We start from the raw sequence: 23,891 nt of genomic DNA, 5'->3' as shown, positions 1-23,891 counted from the left end.
ATCAATTGAGCGGTGCTTGGGCATCAGCCAAGGGGCTAACCAATGCGTCAGGACGACCGCTACATAAGCACTAAAGAATAAAGCGGGGTTTGAGGGGGCACTACGATAAACACTGTAATGAACAGAACCACCGTCAAACCGAACTTACCCATTTCTGCACCCAGCAGACGTTTGGCGCTTTGTGAAGCGCGTAGCCGATGACTGAGTACGCCAGCGCGGGCAACAAATGTAGCATGCGGTATCAGCGCTACCATGACGCCAAGCAGGGATGACATAACCCCTGATTTACCTGAAGACATCATCGCCAGCAACACGAGAAGCAAGGTGATACCTGACTGTGCCATTGCTAATCGGCGGATGTAGACCTGACGTCGCTGTACTTCTTTGCGTAGCCGCTGCTGCATAATGATTGTGATCCATGATTCAGGGCGCTGATGCTGCACATACGCTTTGGTCACAATCTGCACAAATCTTGCGCGATTATAGGGAAGCGCTAACGCCCCTTCAACCAAAGCAAGCGCTTTTTATCCGCTTGGTGGACAACTTGCGACCAAAGGGGAAGAATTGTCAACATTCTTGGTTTCTCCCACGAAAATCTTAATTTTACTGAATATGCTCCAGAATACCGTCAAGCTCTTCCAGGCTGGTGTAGCGAATGGTCAGCTTGCCCTTGCCTTTCTGGCCGTGCTGGATCGAGACCGGTGCGCCCAGACGCTCACTTAAACGAGTTTCCAAACTCGCCACATCAGGAGACTGGGCCTGACGGCTTTTTGCCCGGGCAGGCTCGTCCTGCGTTTGATATTTTTTAACCAGCGCTTCAGTGGCACGCACTGTCAGGTCATTGTTAACCACTTCGTGGGCCAGCTGACGCTGCTGGGCTGCACCCAGGGAAAGCAGGGCCCGGGCGTGACCCATATCCAGGTCACCGCGCTCGAGCAGCGTCTGGACTTCTGGGTCCAGCGCTAGCAAGCGCAGCAGGTTAGCCACCTGAGTACGGGATTTACCGACCGCATCCGCAATCTGTTGCTGGGTCAGCTCAAACTCTTCACCCAGACGCTTGAGCGCCATGGCTTCTTCCACGACGTTGAGATTTTCGCGCTGGATATTTTCGATCAGCGCCAGTGCCAGAGCAGTGTCATCACTGACATCACGGATAACGGCAGGGATTACATCCAGCTCTGCCAGCTGCGCAGCACGCCAACGCCGTTCCCCGGCAATGATTTCATAACGAGCGTCGCCCATCGGGCGGACAACGATGGGTTGCATAACCCCTTGGGCGCGAATCGAGTCGGCCAGTTCTTCCAGCGCTTCTGGCTGAATATCCCGACGCGGCTGATATTTACCACGTACCAGCTGGCCAAGGGGCAAACGCTCCAGACGCTCCCCGTCAACACCGAAGGCATGATCAGCGCCCGCCAGCTCCTGACTTTCCTGCTCAACCAGGGGAACATTGTCACTGGGGAGTTCGAGACTGCTACGACGCCGAGCACCAGCGCCAATCAGGGCATCCAGGCCGCGTCCTAACGCACGTTTTTGCGTCATTGCTTTCCCTCGTTAATCAACGAATTAAGTCTATGCGCCACACCCCTGCTACCAACCAGGCTCGCGTTATAATGACAGCCGCTTGATCAGCTCTTTAGCCAATACCCGATACGCTTGGCTACCGCGTGACAGACGTGCATATTTGGTCACCGGCATGCCATGACTGGGGGCTTCTGCTACCTTGATGTTACGCGGAATCGTGGCTTTAAGCAGCGCATCACCAAAGTAATCGCGCAGTTGTTTGTCCACTTCGCGGGTCAGGCTGGTACGCTTATCGTACATGGTGCGCAGAATACCGGAAACAGCCAGCTGCGGGTTAACACTTTCCTTGATCTGTTCAACCGTATCAAGCAGCGCCGATAAGCCCTCAAGAGCATAGAACTCGCACTGCAGCGGAATCAGTACCCCGTCAGCGGCGGTCAGGGCGTTGACAGTCAGCATGTTCAGCGACGGTGGGCAGTCAATCAGGACAACATCATAATTAGCCGCGACGCCCTTGAGGGCAAAAGATAACCGGCTCTGGGGATGCTCAGCGTCCAGCAGTTCCACTTCAGCGGCGGTCAGGTCGCCGTTACCCGGCAGTACATCAAACCCTGCGGGAAGCTTGCTAACAATGATGTCTTTTGCCTGAGCATCACCGACCAGCACATCCAGCACGCTGGCTTCCAAAGCGTGTTTATCAATGCCGCTACCCATACTGGCATGGCCCTGTGGGTCGAGATCAACAAGTAGTACACGGCGATCCAGGGCGGCAAGGCTGGCGGCCAGATTAACGGCTGAGGTGGTTTTACCTACGCCGCCTTTCTGGTTGGTCAGGGCAATGATCTGGCTCACTTACACAACTCCTTTTGGGTCAGGATCAATAGCTGCCGCTCAGCGGCATCATAGGGCACCTGCAATAAATGACGGGCCTGCAGAGTAATGTCTTCAGGCAGGGCGTCAAGCTCATCATCCACTCCTGGCCCTTTCATTGCCAGCCATTGCCCTTCACTAGTCGGCAGTGTGCGGGTTAAGGCAATAAAATCTCCCAGGCTGGCAAAGGCACGGGAAATCACTTGATCAAAAGTGCCCGCTGCAAACTGCTCTATTCGGGTTTGTACAGGGGTGACATTATTGATACCCAACTCCATGACCGCCTGACGCTGGAAGCGTACCTTTTTGCCATTGCTATCGACCAGCGTCACCGCAAGGTCAGGATTAAGAATGGCCAGCACCAGCCCAGGAAAACCCGGCCCGGCCCCCACGTCAAGGAGACGGGGGCCGCTCACAAAAGGCGCGACCGAGGCGCTGTCCAGCAGGTGGCGAGAAATCATGTCATGGATATCCCGCACAGCCGTGAGGTTATAAGCGGTTCCACTTGTTTAACAGGGCTAAAAGCCCTAGCAGCTGGTCGCGCTGTTGTGCCGTGGTAGTCAGACTAAGCCCCCAAGCCCTTTATCCAACTTTCCTGCCACGTCATCCGGAAGTGAGTGTATCAGGGTGTTCAAACCACTCATCCCGCTGCAACCTCACTGTTTTCGATCAGCCGACGTTTTTTCAGGTGGATCAACAGAATCGAGACCGCTGCAGGGGTGACACCAGAAATTCGTGCGGCTTGCCCCAAGGTTTGAGGACGCGTTTCCGCCAGTTTCTGACGAATTTCATTGGAGAGCCCTTCTACCCGCTGATAGTCGATTTCTGCTGGAAGCAGCGTGGCTTCATGACGTTTGAGTTTATCAATTTCGTCCTGCTGACGGTCGATATACCCTTGATATTTGGCCTGGATCTGCACCTGTTCAGTAACATCGGCCTCGTTGACTGCCTGACCGTCAATACCTGGCAGTTCGGCGACATCGGAATAGACCAGCTCCGGACGTTTAAGCAAATCGCTCAGGCGATATTCACGGCTCAGGGGTTACCGATCTTGGCCACCAGCTGTTCGGCAGCCGCTGATCCGGGTTGAACCCATGTAGATTCCAGGCGCTGGGTTTCGCGCTCAATGGCTTCACGCTTGCGGCTGAACGTCTGCCAGCGGTGTTCATCCACCAGACCCAACTGGTGGCCGATTTCCGTCAGGCGCAGGTCAGCGTTGTCTTCACGCAGCAGCAAACGGTATTCAGCCCGTGAGGTAAACATACGGTAAGGCTCTTTGGTGCCCAAGGTGATGAGGTCATCGATCAGTACGCCCAGGTAAGCTTCATCGCGGCGCGGCCACCAGGCATCGAGCCTCTTGGCACGGCGAGCAGCGTTGAGTCCGGCCAGTAGCCCTTGTGCACCGGCTTCTTCATAGCCGGTGGTACCGTTGATCTGCCCGGCAAAAACAGGCTGTGGATAAATTTGGTTTCCAATGAGTGTTTCAGATCACGGGGATCAAAGAAATCATACTCAATGGCGTAGCCAGGCCGGGTGATATGGGCATTCTCCAACCCCTTGATGGAGCGTACTACCCGCAGCTGGATATCGAAGGGCAGTGAGGTGGAAATGCCGTTGGGATACAGCTCATGGGTGTCCAGCCCCTCTGGCTCGATAAAGATCTGGTGGCTGGATTTGTCGGCAAAACGATGCACCTTGTCTTCAATCGAAGGGCAGTAACGCGGCCCGATGCCTTCAATCGTGCCGGAGTACATCGGCGAGCGATCAAGATTAGCCAGAATCAGCTCATGAGTCTGAGGGTTGGTGTGGGCAATATGACAACTCACCTGACGTGGATGCATGGCCTGATTTCCCAGATAGGACATCACCGGCGTGGGCGTGTCACCAGGCTGTTCTTCAAGCTGGGTAAAATCGACGGTTTTGGCATCCAGGCGTGGCGGTGTACCGGTTTTCAGGCGGTCGACCCGTAACGGTAAGGCTCTCAGGCGTTCTGCCAGCGCGTTGGACGGTGGGTCACCTGCGCGGCCACCACGGCTTTGATCCATCCCAATATGCATGACGCCACCGAGAAAAGTGCCTGTGCATAACACCACGGATTCGGCATGAAAACGTATCCCGGTTTCGGTGACCACGCCTCTGACCGTGTCATTTTCAACCATCAGATCGCCTGCAGCCTGCTGAAAAATCGTCAGGTTGGGCTGGTTTTCCAGCAGGCCACGGATAGCTGCCTTGTAGCGAACCCGATCTGCCTGGGCACGGGTGGCTCTCACCGCTGGCCCCTTGCGGGCATTGAGAACCCGGAACTGGATGCCACCCAGATCTGTTGCCAGCCCCATTGCTCCGCCAAGTGCGTCAATTTCCTTGACCAGATGGCTTTTGCCAATCCCGCCAATGGCGGGGTTGCAGGACATTTGTCCCAGGGTTTCAACGTTGTGGGTTAGTAACAGGGTTTGACAGCCCATACGGGCAGAGGCCAGTGCGGCTTCGGTTCCCGCATGGCCCCCACCGATGACAATAACGTCAAAGCGGTCGGGATAGTTCATGACATCTCATCCTGAATTTTGGGCGGCATTGAATTGAATAACCTATTGCCGCTGTGATCTGGCCGGACAGTATAAACCTCCTGTGGGTAACCGTCAGGTTTTTCCACATGGGAAATGACAGAGCTGACTGCTTTTAGTAATAATATAAAGATTAAATAAAAGAACTTCTGTAAATGCTGTTACTACTGGTGTGGATAAAAACTGTGGTTAAGTGATATTTATCTATTACTTTCAGATGTTTATAATGTTTATAAAGATGTTTATGAGTTGCGTAGGGAGCGGGTATAAACCGTCATGAACCTGTGGATGAAATAGCGACTTACCCACAGGGCAAGTTGACCCCTGCTTATCCACCGACCCGTACATGGGTTGTGAGCCTAGCTGTGAACAAGTGGCTATTCTAGCGGCGGTACTCTGCAGGGACTGGCATAGAGGCGTATAAGCAGGTTGCCCAGCAGCTATAAAAATTAATTATCCACAGGCAAAAAAGCCTGTCACAGGGACAGGCAATAAATTAGCGGGTTTTGACGTGCCTTTTTGGTGCTTAAAACACCTCTCTGACAGCTTGTTCATCTATAGGAACGTCAATGTTTCAGTACCCTGGCCAGGAAGGATTGGGTACGTTCGTGCTGAGGTTTATCAAACAATTGTTGCGGTGGCCCCTGCTCGGTAATTTCACCCTGATGGATGTAGATAACCCGGTCAGCGACTTCACGGGCAAAGCCCATTTCATGGGTGACAATCACCATGGTCATGCCTTCCTTGGCCAGTTCACGCATGGCATCCAGTACTTCACCGATCATTTCCGGGTCAAGAGCTGAGGTTGGCTCATCAAACAGCATCAGACGCGGTTCCATGGCCAGTGCACGGGCCAGGGCCACACGCTGCTGCTGGCCGCCTGAGAGCTGGGTAGGCGATTTCTTGGCCTGGTCGGCAATACCTACCCGTTCAAGCAGGCGCATGGCCGTTTCCTCGGCGTCTTCACGGTTCCAGCCGCGTACTTTCATGGGTGCCAAGGTGATGTTGTCGAGAACGCTAAGGTGCGGAAAGAGGTTGAATTGCTGGAATACCATGCCGACTTCAGTGCGGATCTTTTGTAGCGCCTTGGTGCTTTTACCAAAGGGCATGAGGTCATGACCGTCAACGGTGAGGTTACCGGACTGAAACTCTTCCAGGCCATTGATACAGCGGATCAGGGTGGACTTACCCGAACCGCTGGCGCCGATCACAACGACGACTTCACCTGGCACGATTTCCAGGTTGATATCTTTGAGAACATGCAGGCTGCCAAAGTGCTTATTCAACTTCTGCATGGTGACGATAGGCTGCGTCGAATCATTCATGTCTGCGTCCTTATTGTCCTGCCAGGCCTCTGCGCTCCAGTTGGCGCAGCAGGATTGAAAGCGACCAGGTGATTATCAGGTAAAGCATGGCCACCATCAGATAGACCTCCATGGCGGTGAAGGTGGTGGCGATGTAGATTTGCCCCTGGCGGACCAGTTCGCCTACCCCAATCACCGAAAACAGTGAGGTGTCCTTGATACTGATGATCCCCTGATTGCCTAGAGAGGGAATCATGCGCCGAAAGGCCTGCGGCCAGATGACATAACGAAACGCCTGGGTTCTAGACAGTCCAAGGGAGAGCGATGCCTCGCGCTGGCCGCGTTCCATAGATTGAACACCGCCACGCACGATCTCTGAGATATAGGCACCCGAGTTGACCGCAATCGCCGCTATGCCTGCTGTCAGGGCGTTGATGGGGCTACCCAGCAGTTGTGGTAGGCCGTAAAAGATAAACAGCACCTGAACCAGAATCGGGGTGCCGCGAAATACTTCGATATACAGGATGGCCGGCCAGCGCAGCCAGCGGATGGGGCTGATACGCAGGAGACCAAAAAAGATACCGATAAAGAAACCGAATGCCAGGCCACCGAAAGAAATCAGTAGTGTCCATGGAATCCCTGGCAACAAATGGGGAATTGAGCCGAAGGCAGCTCCCCAATCAAACTGAAATGTACTATCCACGCGCGATCTCCTGAAAAGTAACCCTGTAAAAAGAGATCCTGAAATGACGCAGGGCCGAGTCAATGAACCCGGCCCTGATCAGCATTTTCTGACATAATCCTGTGATCAGGATAGCCAGTAAGCTGCAGGCTTTATACCACCTACAGACATTGCTTATTCACTGTCAGGAGATTCGCCAAACCACTTGGTGTAAATCTCATCGTAGGTGCCATCTTCACGCATGGCCGCCAGTGCTTCATTGGCAGGTTCTACCCATTCGCTGCCTTTGTTAAAGACAATGCCGTATTGTTGGCCTTCATAAAGTGGGCCAACGACCTTGGTGCGATCTTTGCCCCGGGTCTGCGAGAAGTAAGCAACATTGGGCGCATCGTAGAAGGCGGCGTCCACGTTGCGTCCTAGCAGTGCCATATACATATCCGAGGTGCCTGGATAAGGGGTGATATCAGCATCATCGCCGAATTTATCCTGGAGGAAGTCGTAGCTGGTGGAGCCGATTTTGGTACCAATCGTCATGCCTTCGAGATCATCGATAGTGGCCACATCTTCGTTATTGGCGCGTACGATAATGCGCAGACCGGAATCGTAGTAGGGATCAGAAAAGTTGACGATTTCAGCACGTTCTTCAGTGATGGTGACACCGGCAATGGCGATTTCCTGACTGCCCGTCTGAACGGCAGGAATAATGCCGGAAAACTCCATGGTCGTCAGGTTGACTTCAAACCCGGCACGCTCGGCGATCTCATTGATCATATCCATATCAAAACCGATCATTTCACCGGTTTCGGTATCCATCATCTCAAAAGGCACAAAACTTGGATCGGTGGCCACGTTAACAACAGGCATATCCTGTGCCATCGCTAATGTTGAGCCTCCAAGCCCAAGGGCAATGGCGCTAGCCATCAGAGTTTTCGATAGATTGACGGTCATCATATTATTCATGTGTTTTCCCCGTGCTAGGCATCTGAACCCATTAGTCTACTTCTATGAGCGTAAATGCCTGAAAAATTGATGCAATAAACGGTTGTTGACCTATTTACCTTGGCGAGAAACCGCCATGGCGTCAAGTCACGGGGAAGGAAACACATAAACGCTGGTTTGACGCACAAGCTGAGCCAGCAGATCTACCTGACTGAAAAAGATGCCGATAGTGTTCAATTGGCGTTAAACCATAAAGGAGGCACCGCAGCCACAAGTAGTCGTGGCATTTGGGTTCTGAATACGGAAACGAGCACCTGCCAGGCCTTCTTCAAAATCCACGGTTGAACCTACCAGATACTGATAGGAGAGTGGATCGACCACCAGGGTTGCATCACCGAATTCGATGACGGTGTCGTCTTCTGCGATATTTTCCGCAAAATCAAACCCATACTGGAATCCTGAGCAGCCGCCGCCGGTCACGTAGACGCGCAGCTTGAGGTCAGGTTTGCCTTCTTCTGCCATCAGCGCCTTGATACGTGTGCGGGCACTGCCGGATAGAAGTAAAGGGGTTGGGACAAAGGATTCTGCACTGCTCATGGATACCTCCCGTGAGCGAACGTTCGAGAGTTGAACCTGATTATGAGTAATTCCCAGTAAAAGGGTCAACTTTTACTGGGAAAGATTTTGCCGACCTATGATCAGGGCATCAACGCCGGTGCTTCAAGGCCACGGGTTTCAGGCAGGCCAAACATCAGGTTAAGGTTCTGGATAGCTTGCCCTGAGGCGCCCTTGACTAGATTATCAATGACCGATAGCACGACGACAGTGTTGGCGTTACCTGGACGATGTACCGCCAGGCGGCAGGTATTGATGCCTTTGACACTGCGGGTTTCCGGGTGGCTACCCGCAGGCATGACATCCACAAAGGGTTCGTTGGCATAGCGTGCTTCAAACAGCGCCTGAAGGTCTTGTGGGTCAGCGTTCAGCTGGCCGTAGAGCGTTGCGTGGATACCGCGAATCATTGGTGTCAGGTGGGGCACAAAAGTCAGCTTAACCGCCTGGCCATGGATATCGCTCAGCCCCTGACGGATTTCCGGCAGATGGCGGTGGCCACCTGCACCATAAGCTTTCATGGACTCACTGGCCTCAGCCAGCAGCGAGGGTACCTTGGCACCTCGGCCTGCCCCAGTTACCCCAGACTTGCAATCGGCAATCAGCTGTTCAGGGTCAATCAGGCCTGCTTCCAAAAGTGGCAAATAGCCCAGTTGTACAGCGGTGGGGTAGCAGCCGGGCACTGCAATCAGGCGTGCCTGGCGAATGGTATCGCGATGCATTTCAGGCAGCCCATAAACCGCCTCGTTAAGCAGCTCTGGGGCGCCATGGGGTTGGCCATACCATTGGCTCCATTCTTTTGCATCCCGCAGCCGAAAGTCTGCAGAAAGGTCAATTACCCGGGTACCTTTATCCAGGAGCTCGCCTGCTAGCGCGTGGGCCACGCCATGAGGGGTGGCAAAAATACCGCATCCATGGCGCCGAGCTGTTCAGCATCGGGTTCGCTAAAGGTCAACTGGTCGTAGTATCCGCGCAGGTTTGGGTACATATCCGCGACTTTCACGCCGGCTTCAGAACGTGACGTAATGGCGTCGACACTAACGTCAGGGTGTTGCGACAACAGCCTTAAAAGCTCAACGCCGGTATAGCCGGTTCCACCTACAATGCCTACTTTAATCACAATCTGCTCCTTGCTGCTCTGAATCTGGGACGTTAAGGATTGGTGTCTTCATCATAAAGACTATGATACACAAGAGCATGGAGGAGAGAGAGGATAGGCCTGAAGAATAGGCTCAAGGCGTTTGATCTTATCTTTATGATCTGATGGATAACCTTATTAACCACAAGGAAAAGACGCGTGGCACGTTTTTCTCGGTCCAGTTTCAGCCTTGAAAATTTTCGCCAACAGTTGGCCAATGTTGACGCCTTGCCCCAACTTTGCGTGCTGGGCCTGGTATCGGGCGTGATTACCGGTGCCTTGATGGTGGGCTTTCGGTTACTGCTGGAAACGGGGGCCGCGCTGTATATGCCGGAAAACAATCCGGAAGCCTTTGAAGCCTTGTCGCCCTGGTTACGCGCTCTTCTACCCATGCTGGCGGTGTCGCTGGTGGGTGTCTTCCTGTATCGCCAGAAAGCCACGGCCCGTAAGCTTGGGGTTGGTCATGTTATTGAGCGCCTGACGTATCATCAGGGGCGTTTTCCCTTGCGTAACTGGTTGAACCAATGGTGGGTCGGAGTGGTATCGGTGCTGGGTGGCCTGTCTGCCGGGCGAGAAGGCCCAGCCATTCATCTGGGGGCGGCGGCTTCCAGCGGGCTTGGGCTCAAGCTGCGTCTACCCAATAACAGCCTGCGGGTGCTGGTCGCCTGTGGCACTGCCGCCGGGATTTCAGCATCGTTCAACACGCCCATTGCCGGGGTTATCTTTGCCATGGAAGTGGTGATGATGGAATACACCCTGATGAGTTTCATGCCGGTTATTCTGGCATCGACCATGGGGGCTCTGGTGGCACAGCTGGTATATGGCAATGCGCCAGCATTTAGTATTCCCGAGGTGGCTCTGGGCTCCTTTTTCAATCTGCCCTGGATAGTCGTGATGGGATTGATGATCGGCATTCTGGCGGGACTCTTCATTCATATTTCACGCAGCCAGTGGATCCAGCAGCAACCACTGTGGCTGCGCCTGGGGGCGGTGGGGCTTCTGACCGGACTATCGGCGTGGTTCTTTCCACAAGTACAGGGTATTGGCTATGACAGCGTTGCCGCTGCCCTAAATAACCAGTTAACGGTATCGGTGCTGCTTGCCCTAGTGGCTATCAAGTTAGTTCTTACTTCGCTGACCGTTGCCGGTGGTATACCGATTGGCATCATTGGCCCGGTGCTGGTTATTGGTGCGGCCATGGGCACTTTATGTGGTCTTGTCGGTGTCTGGTTATGGCCGGATAAAGCTGCTGACCCAAGCATTTTTGCGATGTTGGGTATGGCGGCGATGATGGGAGCTGTGCTGCAGGCGCCGCTGGCGGCTTTGATGGCTTTATTGGAGCTGACCCATACGCCGAATATCATGTTGCCAGGCATGCTAGCGGTAGTAGTGGCCTGTTTGACATCACGCCATTTGACGGGCTGCGAAGGTTTTTTTATCAGTAGCTTGCGTTATGGTTTACACCCTCTGCAGCAGCCATTGATGCAGGCGCTGTCGCGAGTGTCAGTTCCTGCCGTGATGGAGCGCAGTTTCGTGCGCACTGAACGGATGATCACCGCTGAAGAGGCCCGCAAGCTGCTGGAAACTAACCCTGTCTGGTTAATAATTGAACGTTCGACCCAGGAAAAACCCGTGCTGGCGCTGAGAGCGGCTGAACTGGCGCGTTGGCTGATGGAGCGCGACGCTAGTGAAGGTGCTGCTAATGATCCGCAGGAAATAATAGATCTTGTAGAAATTCCGGGGCAACGTTTGGAAATGGCGCCCATCGCGTTGCAGGCAACCCTTTCCGAAGCGTTTATAAGGCTTCAGAATAACGCCCTAGGTGCCTTGTACGTTGTCCATGGTTATCGCCCCAAGCAGCGGCGAATTTCAGGTATCATCACTCGAGGGGCTATTGAACGGTATTATCATTATACTGATCCGCGATCAACGGACGGCCAAGACGCAAAAAGCCTTGATCATGTTCCCTTGCTGCGAATGACAGCCGCTAACGCACTGCCATAAACGCTATCCCACTGCTAGACGACTTTTAAGGAGCCACCATGTACTTATGGGCGAAAGCAATTCATCTAATAGCGATGGTTACCTGGTTTGCTGCCTTGTTCTATCTGCCACGACTATATGTTTATCACGCCATGGCGCGGGATAAAGGCGAAACCACCAGCATGGAAACTTTCAAGGTCATGGAGCGCAAGCTTTACCGTGGCATTATGACGCCTTCCATGATTGTCGTGCTGATCTTCGGTATCTTGATGCTTTACATCAACCCAGGCTGGTTGAGCCAGGGCTGGATGCATACCAAGTTGCTCCTGGTGGTGCTCTTGATTGCCTATCACCATGTCTGCCTTATCTACCTGAAACAGTTTGCTCAGGATCGCTGCAAAAAAGCCATGTGTTTTTCCGCTGGTTTAATGAAGCGCCAGTGATTGCGCTGATCATTATCATTATTCTTGCTGTGCTCAAGCCATACTGATGCCACGCTCCCTTCCCCCTGTAGTGTTAGTACTGGCAGGCCATGACCCTAGCGGCGGCGCTGGCATTATTGCTGACAGTGAAGCGATTAATGCCAGCGGCGGCTGGGCGATAACGGTGCCGACGGCATTGACCGTTCAGAATTATCACGATGTTCAACAGGTCTTGTCGGTAAGCGCCAGTTCCGTTCTCGATATGGTGACGGCTCTGGATACTCTTCCGATAGCGGCCATCAAGCTTGGACTGATTGCGGATATACAAGTGCTGGAGGCCGTTGAACAGGTTTTGCGCCGCTTTCCCGGTATCCCGGTCGTGGCTGATCCTGTCTTGAAAGCGGGTGGTGGAACCGAGTTATCCACAGCCGGTTTGAGTCAGGTCTATGTGGACAAATTGATGCCGCTGGTCGATGTGCTGACCCCCAATCGAGAAGAATTGGCTCGCCTGGCTCCGGGCGTAACGGCATCTGCCAATGACACTGAGCGTGTAGTGACCTTGATGGAGCGAGGCTGTGGCGCTGTACTGGTAACCGCAACGGATTCGCCTCTGCCAGAAAGCGACCGGCAAAAGGTGGTGCATACCCTACATATGCCTGACACAACGCGCCAATGGCAGTGGCCGCGCCTGGCAGGGCAATTTCATGGGTCGGGCTGCACTTTGGCTTCCTCATTGGCCGCGCGTTTGGCCGTAGGTGAGCGTTTACTTACCGCCTGCGAGCAGGCGCAGCACTTTACCTGGCAAAGCTTGTCTCACGGTTATCACCTTAAAGAAGGCCAAGCGCTGCCAGATCGTTTTTTTAACCCTATGTTTTTTTAACCCTGTTTTTTTAAACCTGTTTTTTTAAACCTGTTTTTTGACGCGACATCGCTGGATTAGCGTTCTTGTACCATTCAGATTTGATTTGATCTCAGAGATAAAAGGAAGAAGACGCCATGACCACGTCTGCAGAATTGTTTGAACGAGCCAGCCGTCATATTCCCGGCGGTGTTAACTCACCGGTAAGAGCGTTCAAGGGCATGCACCGCCCGCCGGTCTTCATGGAGCGTGCCCAGGGCGCCTATCTGTTTGATGTCGAAGGTAACCGCTACGTTGACTATATCGGCTCCTGGGGCCCGATGATTACCGGCCATGCAGACCCGGATGTGCTGGCCGCGGTGCGCTCGCGCCTGGATAGCGGTCTGTCTTTTGGTACCCCTACCGAAGCGGAAACCACCATGGCTGACCTGATCTGCGAGATCATTCCCAGCATGGAAATGGTGCGCATGACCAGCTCCGGCACCGAAGCCACCATGTCGGCGATTCGCCTGGCACGCGGTTATACCGGGCGTGACAAGATCGTCAAGTTCGAAGGCAATTACCACGGCCACTCCGATTCACTGCTGGTCAAGGCCGGTTCCGGAGCGCTCACCCACGGTGAGCCGAGTTCCCCTGGCGTTCCCGCCGCACTGGCGGAGCATACCGTCACGCTTTCCTACAATGACCCGGATGGCGTGGAAGCCTGTTTTGAAGAAATCGGCGACCGCATTGCCTGCATTATCGTCGAGCCGGTGTCCGGCAACATGAACTGCATTCCACCTCAGCCAGGTTTCCTTGAAACCCTGCGCCGGGTTTGCAATGAGCACGGCAGCGTGCTGATTTTTGATGAAGTCATGACCGGTTTCCGTATTGCGCTGGGTGGCGCTCAGGCACGCTATGGCGTCACTCCGGATCTGACGTGCCTGGGCAAGATCGTCGGTGGCGGCATGCCGGTAGGGGCTTTTGGCGGCAAGCGGGAAATCATGGAAAACATTTCACCGCTTGGGCCCATCTACCACGCAGGCACACTTTCTGGAAACCCGCTGGCCATGGCCGCTGGGGTGACCTTGCTCAATAAGCTTCAGGTACCTGGCTTCCATGATGCCTTGACCCAGCGCGTTGATACGCTCTGCCATGGCCTTAAGGAACGGGCAGACGCGGCGGGCGTGCCGATGATCACCCAATCATCCGGTGGCATGTTCGGGATCTTCTTTACCTCACAATCCAGGGTGGACAACTTCGCCCAGGCAACCGCCTGTAATCCAGAAGCCTTCAGAAGCTTCTTCACTGCCATGCTCGATCACGGTGTTTATCTGGCGCCTTCCGCCTATGAGGCCAGTTTCATGTCCAGCGCCCACACGGCAGAAGATATCCAGCTGACTCTGGACGCCGCCGAGAAAGCTTTTGCTACCATGTGATGCTGGCCGAAATACACTCATAAAACTGACTCGTATCAAGCCGTTCCAAAGAGCGGCTTTTTCAGTTTTTTACGGAGAATCGCCATGACAGCACCTGCATCAACGCTGGTACTTGCTAGCGGCAACGCTGGTAAGCTTCGAGAATTCAATCAGCTATTGTCTCCTCTGGGGATGAATGTGCGCCCTCAGGCGGATTTTGGCGTGGACGATGTGCCGGAAACCGGCCTGACCTTTGTAGAAAATGCCTTGATCAAGGCGCGTGCTGCCAGTCAGGCCAGCGGTTTGCCAGCTCTGGCAGATGATTCCGGGCTGGAAGTTGATGCGCTTGACGGCGCTCCAGGTATTTATTCCGCCCGCTATGGCGGTGAACCAAAAAGCGACGCACGTAACAATGCCAAGCTGCTTGAAGCGTTAAGTCGCTGTGAAGAAGGGCAGCGTAGCGGGCGTTACTGGTGCGTGTTGGTTTACTTGCGTCACCCTGAAGACCCTGTTCCGATCATTGTTCAACGCAGCTGGGAAGGCGAGATACTGACGGTTCCACGTGGAGAAGGTGGGTTTGGCTATGATCCACTTTTCTGGCTGCCTGACCAGGGAATGTCAGCCGCCGAACTGTCGACGGAAAGCAAAAACCGCTTGAGCCATCGTGGGCGTGCCTTGCAGGCGTTGGTAGAGACATTGCAGGTGGCGCATGGCTGAACAAGCACGTGAGCTTCCGCCACTGTCGCTCTATATCCACACCCCTTGGTGTGTGCGTAAGTGCCCCTACTGTGATTTCAATTCTCATGAGCCTCACCTTGATGAGCTGCCAGAAGCGGCCTATCTGGAAGCGCTGTTGGAAGATTTCAGGCAGGATCTGCCGCTCGCTGCCGGGCGCCCGTTGGCAGCAATTTTTATTGGTGGTGGCACGCCAAGCCTGCTATCGCCTGATTTTTACCAAAAGTTGTTAACAGCAATAGCAAGTCAGCTGGCGTTTGCCGCCGATATTGAAATCACTCTGGAGGCCAACCCTGGAACGACCGAGCAAAGTCGCTTCTACGGTTACCGTAAAGCAGGTATCAATCGGCTTTCGCTGGGCGTACAGAGTTTTCAGCCCGAGCAGTTGGCTGCCCTTGGGCGTATCCATAGCGGAGACGAGGCCATCAAGGCTGTTGCTCAGGCACGGGCAGCCGGGTTTGATAATATCAATCTTGACCTGATGCATGGGCTGCCCGGGCAGACAGCTGACAGTGCCATGGCAGATATCAACCAGGCGTTAGCTTTGGCGCCCGAACATCTTTCCTGGTACCAGCTTACCCTGGAACCTAATACAGCTTTTCACTCTGCGCCGCCTGTACTGCCCCACGAAGAAATTCTCTGGGATATTCAGGATGCTGGCCATGATGCCTTGGAAAAAGCAGGGCTCAAGCGTTATGAAATATCGGCCTATTCAAGGCCTGACAAGGCAAGCCGCCATAACCTGAATTACTGGCAATTCGGCGATTATATGGGCATAGGGGCGGGAGCCCATGGCAAGTTCAGCCATATTGCCCATGATGGCCAATGGACAATCGAGCGACGCTGGAAGACCCGTCAGCCAGATGCCTATCTGCAACGTAGGGGAGATATGCGCGGTTTTCTTGCTGGTAAGCGTGAAATAGCACGCCAGGAGCTTCCACTGGAATTTGCTATGAATGCCCTGCGCCTTAGCGAGGGAGTCCCCATGGCGACGTGGCAGGCACACACAGGGCAACCTCTTGATGCGCTAACACAGCCCCTGGAAAGTGCCACCAAAAAAGGACTTTTAGAGGAAACGTCGGAAAGGCTTAGAGCATCGCCTCAAGGTCTACTATTCTTGAATGAGTTGCTGGCGGAGATCAGTGACGCATAATTTGCCCCTAATCGGGTAGACTCATGAATATCAGGAGTATTGAATGCGACTCTATCGATTACTGACACCTCTAGCGGCCGTCGTTCTTGTTGCCGGTTGTGCGACCGACCCTTACGGCGGCAATACCCAGCGCTCCACTACCGCGACCGGTACAGGAATAGGTGCGGTGATTGGCGCGGCAGCCGGCGCGCTTTCCGGAGATGGCAGCACTAGCCGCCGCGACCGTGCCTTGATTGGTGCTGCCGTTGGCGCTGCGGCTGGGGCAGGCATTGGTGCTTATATGGATCGTCAGGAACAGCAGCTGCGCCAGAACCTGCAAGGCTCACGGATTGAGATTGACCGTCGCGGTGATGACATTGTGCTCAATATGCCCAGCAGCGTGACCTTTGGTTTTGATTCAAGCGACCTGACCCCACAGGCGCGTTCTTCTCTTAATGAAGTATCCAACGTACTGCGTAACTATACGGATACCCGTGTCAATGTGGCGGGGCATACTGATAGCACTGGAGACGCGGGCTATAATCAGCGCCTTTCTGAACGCCGAGCGCAGTCGGTCAGTAATTACCTGAACCAGAATGGTGTATCAGGTAGCCGATTGAATATCCGCGGTTACGGGGAAACCCAGCCAGTGGCCAGCAATGATAACGAACAGGGCCGCGCCCAGAATCGCCGAGTTGAAATCACACTGACACCGACAGAAGGTGCACGTAACTACCAACAGCCCTGATCTTTCTTCAAGATTATTTTTTTAAGGCTTCAACCCGCTATCCATCAGGTTTAGCGGGTTTTTTTATTGAGATAACCCAGCTGATGCCGTATACGCTGCATCCACCACTATTTTACTAAAGGATATGTCATGCTTTCCTACCAACATGCTTACCACGCCGGCAACTTTGCCGATGTGCATAAGCACCTGACCCTGTTTGCCGTGGTGGATTATTTATTACGTAAAAATTCAGCTATTACATATATAGACACTCATGCGGGAAGAGGCCTATATCCGCTTGACCGGCAAGAGACTCAACGCCTGCAAGAGTACCGTCAAGGCATCTGGCCACTTTGGCAAGCTCGCCAAGGGCTTAAAGACTCCCTGTTAGGTGCCTGGCTTGACAAGCTGGAAAGCGCCCAGCCTCATGCGGCTGAGCTAAGCCACTACCCTGGCTCTCCCTGGTGGTTATCCCAGGCGTTACGCGAGCAGGATGCACTTACCCTGTTTGAATTTCATCCCAGTGAGCATGAGCACCTGAACACACAGACACTTCCTGAGCAGGCCCGGCGAATTTTTGCCGATGGGTTAGCCGGTCTGAGCAAGCGTGTGCCGGTCGCCACGCCCAGATTATGTGTGCTGATCGACCCCAGCTATGAGCGCAAACAGGAGTACCAGGAAGTGGCTGAAACAGTAGTTCAGACCCTGGCAAAAGTGCGCCATGGTGTCCTGCTTATCTGGTACCCGTTGCTTCCTTCCGGTGCTCACCAAATCCTGCTGAATAGCTTGAAGGCCAGCGGTGTACGCAAGATATGGCGTAGCGAGCTTAAGCAGCGTGCTCAAGGGGTGGATCAACATGGTATGTACGGTAGCGGCATGTTGATAGTGAACCCGCCCTGGGGGCTGGATGAGCGTCTTGCCAGTGCCATGGCAGACATCACGCCGCTGTTAGGTGAGCAAAGCCAGTATCACAGCGACTGGCTGGTAGGGGAGTGACTATTATTTCCCGATACAGAAGCTGCCGAAAATTTCCCCCAGCAGATCATCTGCGCTGAAATCACCGGTAATTTCCCCAAGCGCCTGCTGGGCGTCGCGCAGGTCTTCAGCAAGGAGTTCTCCTGCGCCGTAGCCCTGAAGCTGGGAGTTGCCTGCCTGTAGAGCATCACGGGCGCGATCAAGGGCATCCAGATGGCGGCGGCGGGCTGAAAAGCGGCCTTCCGTTGTCGCTGCGTAGCCCATGATGTCTTTCAGGTGCTGTTTCAAGTTATCCACACCTATGCCGGTTTTTGCCGAAAGGCGTAGCGTCGGATGGGTTGTGGATAAGTCAATTCCAGGGGTTTCCTGGCTGGTATCGATCTTGTTGCGTATCAAGGTCAAGCGCGAGCGATCCGGTAGGCGCTCAACAAACTCTGGCCAGATATCGAAGGGGTCAGTTGCCTGGGTGGTTGAGGCATCGACCAGCAGCAGCACGCGATCGGCTTTCTCTATTTCTGCCCAGGCACGGGCCACACCAATCTTTTCCACTGCATCCGGCGTGTCGCGGAGGCCTGCGGTATCAATAATATGCAAGGGCATACCATCAAGGTGGATATGTTCCCGTAATACGTCCCGGGTGGTACCGGCAATATCGGTCACGATGGCGGTGTCCTGCTCGGTCAGGGCATTGAGCAGGCTTGATTTGCCCGCATTGGGACGCCCGGCAATCACCACATTCATGCCTTCCCGCATCAAGGCGCCCTGGCCAGCGGCTGCACGTACTTTTTCCAGTTCGCTCATCACCCCTTGCAGATGACGGGCAACATGGCCATCGGCGAGAAAATCTATTTCTTCTTCAGGAAAGTCGATAGCCGCCTCAACGTAAACACGCAGTTCAATCAGGCGCTGAACCAAGGCATGGACGAGGTTGGAAAACTCACCCTGTAGCGAACGCACGGCATTTTCGGCAGCATGCCGTGAAGTGGCGTCAATCAGATCGGCGATGGCTTCTGCCTGAGCCAGATCCAGCTTGTCGTTAAAGAAGGCACGCTCTGAGAATTCGCCGGGACGGGCCAGCCTGGCGCCCAGCTGCAGGCAGCGCTCCAGTAACATGTCCATGATGACGGGGCCGCCGTGACCCTGTAACTCCAGTACGTCTTCACCGGTGAAGGAATTCGGCCCAGCAAAATACAAGGCAATACCTTGATCGATAATGCCTGCCTCGCCGTGAAAGGGGCCGTAGTGGGCCTGCCTGGGAGTGGGTGAATAGCCGAGTATTTTTACGGCGATAGCGGCGCTATGCGGGCCGGAAAGACGGATGATACCGACGCCACCGCGTCCGGGTGGGGTGGCCAGGGCGGCAATGGTATCGGGAGTATAAAGTGGTGCTGGCATGGCGCCCTCGTTGGTTGATAGGCGTATTGTGAATTTATCCTGCTATAAACGCCAGACCCCCGCACAGGGCGGGGGTCTGGAGGGTGTTGACCCTATTCATAAGAAACAAGGCTTAGCGGGTTTTCTTGCCCTTGCCATGGTTGGGTCATTCTCGACCTTGCGCGTAATATAATACTGCTGCGCAACTGAAATGATGTTGTTGACGACCCAGTAGATGACCAGACCTGCCGGGAACCACAGGAAGAAGAAGGTGAAGATGATAGGCAGCATCTTCATTATCTTGGCCTGCATCGGGTCTGGCGGTGTCGGGTTGAGCATCTGCTGAACAAACATTGACGCCCCCATCAGGATCGGCAGGATGAAGAAGGGATCTTTCACCGAGAGATCCTGGATCCAGAACATGAAGGGCGCGTGACGCAGTTCCACCGACTCCAGCAACATCCAGTAAAGCGCGATGAACACCGGCATCTGAATCAGAATGGGAAGACAGCCACCAAGCGGGTTGATCTTCTCTTTCTGATAGAACTTCATCATTTCCTGAGACATTTTCTGGCGATCATCGCCATACATCTCTTTAAGCCGCTGCATTTCCGGGCCGAGCTTACGCATCCGGGCCATTGACTTATAAGCCTTGGCGGAGAGCGGGAACAGCACCAGCTTGACGAGTACCGTCAGTAGAACAATGGACCAGCCCCAGTTACCAACGATGTCATGGATGGTGTCCAGCACCACGAAAAGAGGGTTGGCAATAAACCATAGCCAGCCATAATCCACCGTCAGCTTCAGGTTAGGCGCTACCTGCTCCATATAGTCCTGAATCTTAGGGCCCATATAAAGAGTGGCACTCAGGTTAGCTTCGTTTTCAGGAGCGACCTGCAGGGTAGGGCCAGCAAAAGCTGCGACATTGCGGCCACGGGAATCTGTGGTGGCGTAATAAAGATTCTGCTGATCCTGGGGCGGTGCCCAGGCGGAAACGAAATAATGCTGGATAATGGCTACCCAGCCGCCTTCGGCTTCCTGATTGGAAAACTTGTTTTCCTGGATATCACTGAAATCCACTTTCTCGTAACGTGTTTCCGGTGTTGAGAAAGCGGCCCCCAGATAGGAGTTCATACCCATCGCTACGCCACTGGAGGGGTCTTCACTGTTATCGCGAGCCAGCTGGCCAATAAAGCGTGCACTGACCGGAGACTCGGTGTTGTTGGCGACATAGTAGTCAACGTCAACCGCGTAGTTACCGCGTTCGAAGGTTAAACGTTTGGTGACTTCAATGCCGTCAATGTCAGCTTGCAGATTCACGATGACCTGATCGTCGTCATCACCCAGCAGGTATTCGGTGCTTTCTGGGGTGAAAACGATCCGGTTGGCCTGATCATTGAGCTGCAGGCCGGAGCGTGCCACATAGCTGCGTGTTTCGTTATCTGAGAGCAGTACATAGTTGCGCTCGGAATCCAGGCGCAGCTTATGTTGAGGCAAGGCTGCATAGAGGATATCACCACCGTGCGGGTCGATGCGCACATCAAGCACATCGGTGGTCACCGCTATGAAGTCTCGGCTATCGGTTGTGCTCTCATCTGCGGACATCCCTTCATCGATGTCCGCATTCTGAGAAGTACTCGAAGGTACAGCCAAACCGCCGTCGCCGTCCTGTGTGTCAGCAGAAGTCGTATCATTGGCACTTCGCTGCACAACGTCACTGGAGGACGGACTGTCAATCGGTTGACCGTAGTCCTGATTCCATTGCACAACCAGTAAATAAGCCAGTACGGCTAATGGAATCACGAGGATAAGTCGTTTTACGTCCATGAGGGGTCTGCCCGCTGGGTGGTGAACCTGCTAATGGTGCAGTGATTTTTTACTCGACCTATGACACACAAAAGCCTGCCAAACGGCAGGCCGAGGTCGAGCGGCGCTATATAATCGTCAAGCGTCATGCTGAGTGCTTGCTGGTGATGCCAATTTTGTGCACTCATGCTGTCTCGCTTCACGCTGCAGCCGTTTCCACATGCCATGTAGCTGACGATGTAACGTATCGTTGTCAAGATCATGTACACCGCGCCTAGCCAGAACAACAATGTCAAGCATTGGTAACTGATGTTGGCGTAATCGTACGGATTCTCTAACGAGACGTTTGAAACGATTGCGCTGTACGGCAAGTTTCACATTTTTTTTACTGACCACTAGCCCGATTCGTGGATGACCGAGCATGTTCCAACGTGCAAGTGCCATCATACCTTTACCGTGGACTTTCAGGTCAGCTTGTTCGAAAACGTGACTGAAATCCCCAGCATTAAGCAAACGTAAACACCGGGGATAGCCTTGACGGAGCACACGCAATCCGGATTCAGGCGCTCAGACGCTTACGGCCTTTGGCACGACGGCGCGTGATAATGGCGCGGCCACTTTTGGTTGCCATGCGTGCGCGGAAGCCATGCGTACGCTTGCGCTTAAGAACGCTAGGTTGAAAGGTGCGTTTCATAACTCGTTATTCCCACGTGGTTTTAGGACGGAACGTCGATTTCAGGAACCCGATTTAGTCAATAACCATCTCGGGTACTGCTAATTCAAGACCGGAAATTGTAGAGCTTTAGCTCGCCAGGTGCAATTTTTTTGTCTGAAGAACCCAGTGATGTCGCATTGGGCAGTCCAGTGATGGGTCGTTCAATGCCACTCAGGGTTATTGCCAGGCCTTATCTACCATTATCTATATCTTTTTAAATATTGTTATTAATAGTGGGGATAGAAATTGTGGATAACACCATATAAGTTATTATATTCAGATATTTGAAATGATAAAAAAACTGTGGATAAGCAGTGCTTAAGCGGTAGTTTAGCTGTGACGAAAGCGTGGATAAATGAAGGTTTAGCATTATTTCAGGTTTTTTCCCCAGCTCATCCAAAGGGCTCAAGCCATAGCAGTAAGAAGGTTATCCACAGAAGTGTCGGAGATGATACTTGTGTGGATAACTTGGTTCTGGGGCGCTACAATATCCGGCCGTTTTCAACCGATGGTGAGTTGAGTGTCTCTCGCGCTTTGGCAGCAATGCCTCGATTATCTGCAGGACGAGCTGAATTCGCAGCAGTTCAATACTTGGATACGTCCTCTTCAGGCCGAAGAAGGCGAGTCCAATGAGCTGTGTCTTTTAGCGCCTAACCGTTTTGTACGTGATTGGGTAAATGATAAATATGCCAAACGAATCAGTGAGTTGGTCAGAGAGCTCTCACCGGCAAAGCCTCCCAAGGTAAGCCTGACAGTCGGTAGCCGCCGCGTGGCTGCTCCTGCACCGCAGCCACGTCAGCTGGGAACCCCGTTTCAGCCTCAGCCAACAGGTCGCCGTCACCGGCTGTCAGTACACCTTCACGCACTCATATGAACGATGATCGTGAAATTGATCAACTGCGTGAGGAATCTGCGTCTAAACGCTCCGGTGAGCGTCAGGTGCAGGTCGAAGGCAGTCTGAAACACACCAGCGGACTTAATCCTAACTTCACTTTTGAAACCTTCGTTGAAGGTAAATCCAACCAATTGGCGCGGGCTGCATCACGTCAGGTATCAGAAAACCCCGGTGGGGCTTATAACCCGTTGTTTTTATATGGTGGTGTGGGGTTGGGTAAGACCCACTTGATGCATGCGGTGGGCAATGCGCTGGCAGAGCGACGGGAAAATGCGCGCGTGGTGTATTTGCACTCAGAGCGTTTTGTAGCGGATATGGTAAAAGCCCTGCAATTGAATGCCATCAATGATTTCAAGCGTTTTTACCGTAGTGTTGATGCCCTGTTGATTGATGATATTCAATTCTTTGCTGGTAAGGAGCGTTCTCAGGAAGAGTTTTTCCATACGTTTAATGCCCTGCTAGAAGGTGGGCAGCAGATGATCCTTACCTCTGACCGCTATCCGAAAGAGATCAGTGGCGTTGAAGAGCGTTTGAAATCACGTTTTGGTTGGGGGCTGACGGTGGCGATTGAACCACCTGAACTTGAAACCCGCGTGGCTATTCTGATGAAGAAAGCCGATCAATCCAAAGTGGATCTTCCCCATGATGCGGCGTTCTTTATTGCCCAGAAAATTCGCTCCAACGTCCGCGAGTTGGAAGGCGCCCTGAAAAAGTGATTGCCGACTCCCACTTCATGGGCAAACCCATCACTCAGGATTTCATTCGTGAGTCGCTGAAAGACCTCTTGGCCCTGCAGGATAAGCAGGTGGGTGTGGATAATATTCAGCGTACAGTGGCAGAATATTACAAGATCAAGGTCGCTGATCTGCTTTCCAAAAGGCGTTCACGTTCTGTTGCAAGGCCGCGTCAGGTGGCAATGGCACTTGCCAAAGAGCTTACCAATCACAGCTTGCCAGAGATTGGCGACGCCTTTGGTGGACGTGACCACACCACTGTGTTGCACGCCTGCCGCAAGGTAAAAGCCCTGCAGGAAGAAAATGCGGATATTCGTGAGGACTACAAGAATCTGTTGCGTCTGCTGACCAGCTAATTACCGACTAATCTGGAGCGTTGATGAAATTTTCCATTTCCCGAGAGGCGTTGCTGCGTCCACTGACACTGGTAGCCGGCGTGGTCGAACGTCGGCAAACGCTACCTGTGCTCTCGAATGTACTGATTGAAATTGAAGGCGACCAGGTCGC

At 53.5% G+C, this 23,891-nt stretch carries 18 protein-coding genes and 6 pseudogenes; 10 read left to right on the top strand and 14 right to left on the bottom strand.

Annotated features, from left to right (window positions below; all coding sequences use genetic code 11):
- Positions 1-59: 59 nt before the first annotated feature.
- From HLB35_RS13515 to argC, 10 genes and pseudogenes are all read right to left on the bottom strand, one after another.
- Positions 60-512: an ATP synthase subunit I gene (locus HLB35_RS13515; RefSeq protein WP_235937223.1), complete on the bottom strand. Its 453-nt coding sequence runs from the start codon at positions 510-512 to the stop codon at positions 60-62.
- Between the two features lie 91 nt (positions 513-603).
- Positions 604-1,542, bottom strand: coding sequence for a ParB/RepB/Spo0J family partition protein (locus HLB35_RS13510; protein ID WP_171702988.1), 939 nt, complete (start codon positions 1,540-1,542; stop codon positions 604-606).
- Positions 1,543-1,608: 66 nt separating this feature from the next.
- On the bottom strand, positions 1,609-2,376 hold the full coding sequence (locus HLB35_RS13505; protein WP_171702987.1) for a ParA family protein: 768 nt from the start codon (positions 2,374-2,376) through the stop codon (positions 1,609-1,611).
- Positions 2,373-3,038: pseudogene (rsmG, locus tag HLB35_RS13500) on the bottom strand (16S rRNA (guanine(527)-N(7))-methyltransferase RsmG). Before rsmG ends, HLB35_RS13505 begins: the two are co-directional and overlap by 4 nt.
- Positions 3,035-4,937 (bottom strand): annotated as a pseudogene (gene mnmG, locus HLB35_RS13495) (tRNA uridine-5-carboxymethylaminomethyl(34) synthesis enzyme MnmG). The pseudogenes rsmG and mnmG overlap by 4 nt, the downstream one beginning before the upstream one ends.
- Positions 4,938-5,521: 584 nt before the next feature.
- Positions 5,522-6,280, bottom strand: coding sequence for an amino acid ABC transporter ATP-binding protein (locus tag HLB35_RS13490; RefSeq protein ID WP_216601555.1), 759 nt, complete (start codon positions 6,278-6,280; stop codon positions 5,522-5,524).
- A 10-nt stretch (positions 6,281-6,290) separates the two neighbouring features.
- Positions 6,291-6,962, bottom strand: coding sequence for an amino acid ABC transporter permease (locus HLB35_RS13485; RefSeq protein WP_171702986.1), 672 nt, complete (start codon positions 6,960-6,962; stop codon positions 6,291-6,293).
- Positions 6,963-7,115: 153 nt separating this feature from the next.
- On the bottom strand, positions 7,116-7,892 hold the full coding sequence (locus tag HLB35_RS13480; RefSeq protein ID WP_422822464.1) for a transporter substrate-binding domain-containing protein: 777 nt from the start codon (positions 7,890-7,892) through the stop codon (positions 7,116-7,118).
- A gap of 231 nt (positions 7,893-8,123) precedes the next feature.
- Positions 8,124-8,477, bottom strand: coding sequence for an iron-sulfur cluster insertion protein ErpA (erpA, locus tag HLB35_RS13475; protein ID WP_171702984.1), 354 nt, complete (start codon positions 8,475-8,477; stop codon positions 8,124-8,126).
- Between the two features lie 101 nt (positions 8,478-8,578).
- Positions 8,579-9,612: pseudogene (gene argC / locus HLB35_RS13470) on the bottom strand (N-acetyl-gamma-glutamyl-phosphate reductase).
- 177 nt (positions 9,613-9,789) lie between these two features.
- Between argC and HLB35_RS13465 the strand changes: the two are divergent.
- The 8 genes and pseudogenes from HLB35_RS13465 (at position 9,790) to HLB35_RS13430 (ending at position 17,881) form a co-directional block, all read left to right on the top strand.
- On the top strand, positions 9,790-11,634 hold the full coding sequence (locus tag HLB35_RS13465; RefSeq protein ID WP_171702983.1) for a chloride channel protein: 1,845 nt from the start codon (positions 9,790-9,792) through the stop codon (positions 11,632-11,634).
- A 38-nt stretch (positions 11,635-11,672) separates the two neighbouring features.
- Positions 11,673-12,103 (top strand): annotated as a pseudogene (hemJ, locus tag HLB35_RS13460) (protoporphyrinogen oxidase HemJ).
- Positions 12,103-12,915 carry a bifunctional hydroxymethylpyrimidine kinase/phosphomethylpyrimidine kinase gene (gene thiD, locus HLB35_RS13455; protein ID WP_171702982.1) on the top strand — a complete coding sequence of 271 codons (813 nt, stop codon included), beginning with the start codon at positions 12,103-12,105 and terminating at the stop codon, positions 12,913-12,915. Before hemJ ends, thiD begins: the two are co-directional and overlap by 1 nt.
- Positions 12,916-13,031: 116 nt before the next feature.
- The gene (gene hemL, locus HLB35_RS13450) at positions 13,032-14,312 is read left to right on the top strand and encodes a glutamate-1-semialdehyde 2,1-aminomutase (RefSeq protein WP_171702981.1); all 1,281 of its coding nucleotides are present in this window, start codon (positions 13,032-13,034) and stop codon (positions 14,310-14,312) included.
- 84 nt (positions 14,313-14,396) lie between these two features.
- Positions 14,397-15,008: an RdgB/HAM1 family non-canonical purine NTP pyrophosphatase gene (gene rdgB / locus HLB35_RS13445; protein WP_171702980.1), complete on the top strand. Its 612-nt coding sequence runs from the start codon at positions 14,397-14,399 to the stop codon at positions 15,006-15,008.
- Positions 15,001-16,179, top strand: coding sequence for a radical SAM family heme chaperone HemW (gene hemW, locus HLB35_RS13440; RefSeq protein ID WP_171702979.1), 1,179 nt, complete (start codon positions 15,001-15,003; stop codon positions 16,177-16,179). The genes rdgB and hemW overlap by 8 nt, the downstream gene beginning before the upstream one ends.
- A 43-nt stretch (positions 16,180-16,222) precedes the next feature.
- Positions 16,223-16,906: a YiaD family glycine zipper/OmpA-like lipoprotein gene (locus HLB35_RS13435; protein WP_171702978.1), complete on the top strand. Its 684-nt coding sequence runs from the start codon at positions 16,223-16,225 to the stop codon at positions 16,904-16,906.
- A 129-nt stretch (positions 16,907-17,035) separates the two neighbouring features.
- Positions 17,036-17,881, top strand: a complete 846-nt coding sequence (locus tag HLB35_RS13430) for a 23S rRNA (adenine(2030)-N(6))-methyltransferase RlmJ (RefSeq protein WP_171702977.1) — start codon at positions 17,036-17,038, stop codon at positions 17,879-17,881.
- A 3-nt stretch (positions 17,882-17,884) separates the two neighbouring features.
- On the opposite strand, the gene mnmE is transcribed toward HLB35_RS13430, so the two are convergent.
- The 4 genes from mnmE to rpmH form a co-directional block, all read right to left on the bottom strand.
- A complete protein-coding gene (gene mnmE / locus HLB35_RS13425; RefSeq protein WP_171702976.1) occupies positions 17,885-19,255 on the bottom strand; it encodes a tRNA uridine-5-carboxymethylaminomethyl(34) synthesis GTPase MnmE in 1,371 nt (456 codons plus the stop codon).
- Between the two features lie 96 nt (positions 19,256-19,351).
- A complete protein-coding gene (gene yidC, locus HLB35_RS13420; RefSeq protein WP_171702975.1) occupies positions 19,352-21,061 on the bottom strand; it encodes a membrane protein insertase YidC in 1,710 nt (569 codons plus the stop codon).
- 117 nt (positions 21,062-21,178) lie between these two features.
- A complete protein-coding gene (gene rnpA, locus HLB35_RS13415; RefSeq protein ID WP_171702974.1) occupies positions 21,179-21,586 on the bottom strand; it encodes a ribonuclease P protein component in 408 nt (135 codons plus the stop codon).
- Between the two features lie 13 nt (positions 21,587-21,599).
- Entirely contained in the window at positions 21,600-21,734 is a 135-nt protein-coding gene (gene rpmH, locus HLB35_RS13410) for a 50S ribosomal protein L34 (RefSeq protein WP_171702973.1), read from the bottom strand.
- A gap of 541 nt (positions 21,735-22,275) precedes the next feature.
- Here rpmH and dnaA point away from each other — a divergent pair.
- Positions 22,276-23,740 (top strand): annotated as a pseudogene (dnaA, locus tag HLB35_RS13405) (chromosomal replication initiator protein DnaA).
- A 23-nt stretch (positions 23,741-23,763) separates the two neighbouring features.
- Positions 23,764-23,891 (top strand): annotated as a pseudogene (locus HLB35_RS13400) (DNA polymerase III subunit beta); the annotation flags it as partial.

This window comes from Vreelandella azerica (assembly GCF_013112225.1).
Lineage (GTDB): Bacteria > Pseudomonadota > Gammaproteobacteria > Pseudomonadales > Halomonadaceae > Vreelandella > Vreelandella azerica.
This window is presented reverse-complemented; position numbering and strand designations above follow the sequence as displayed.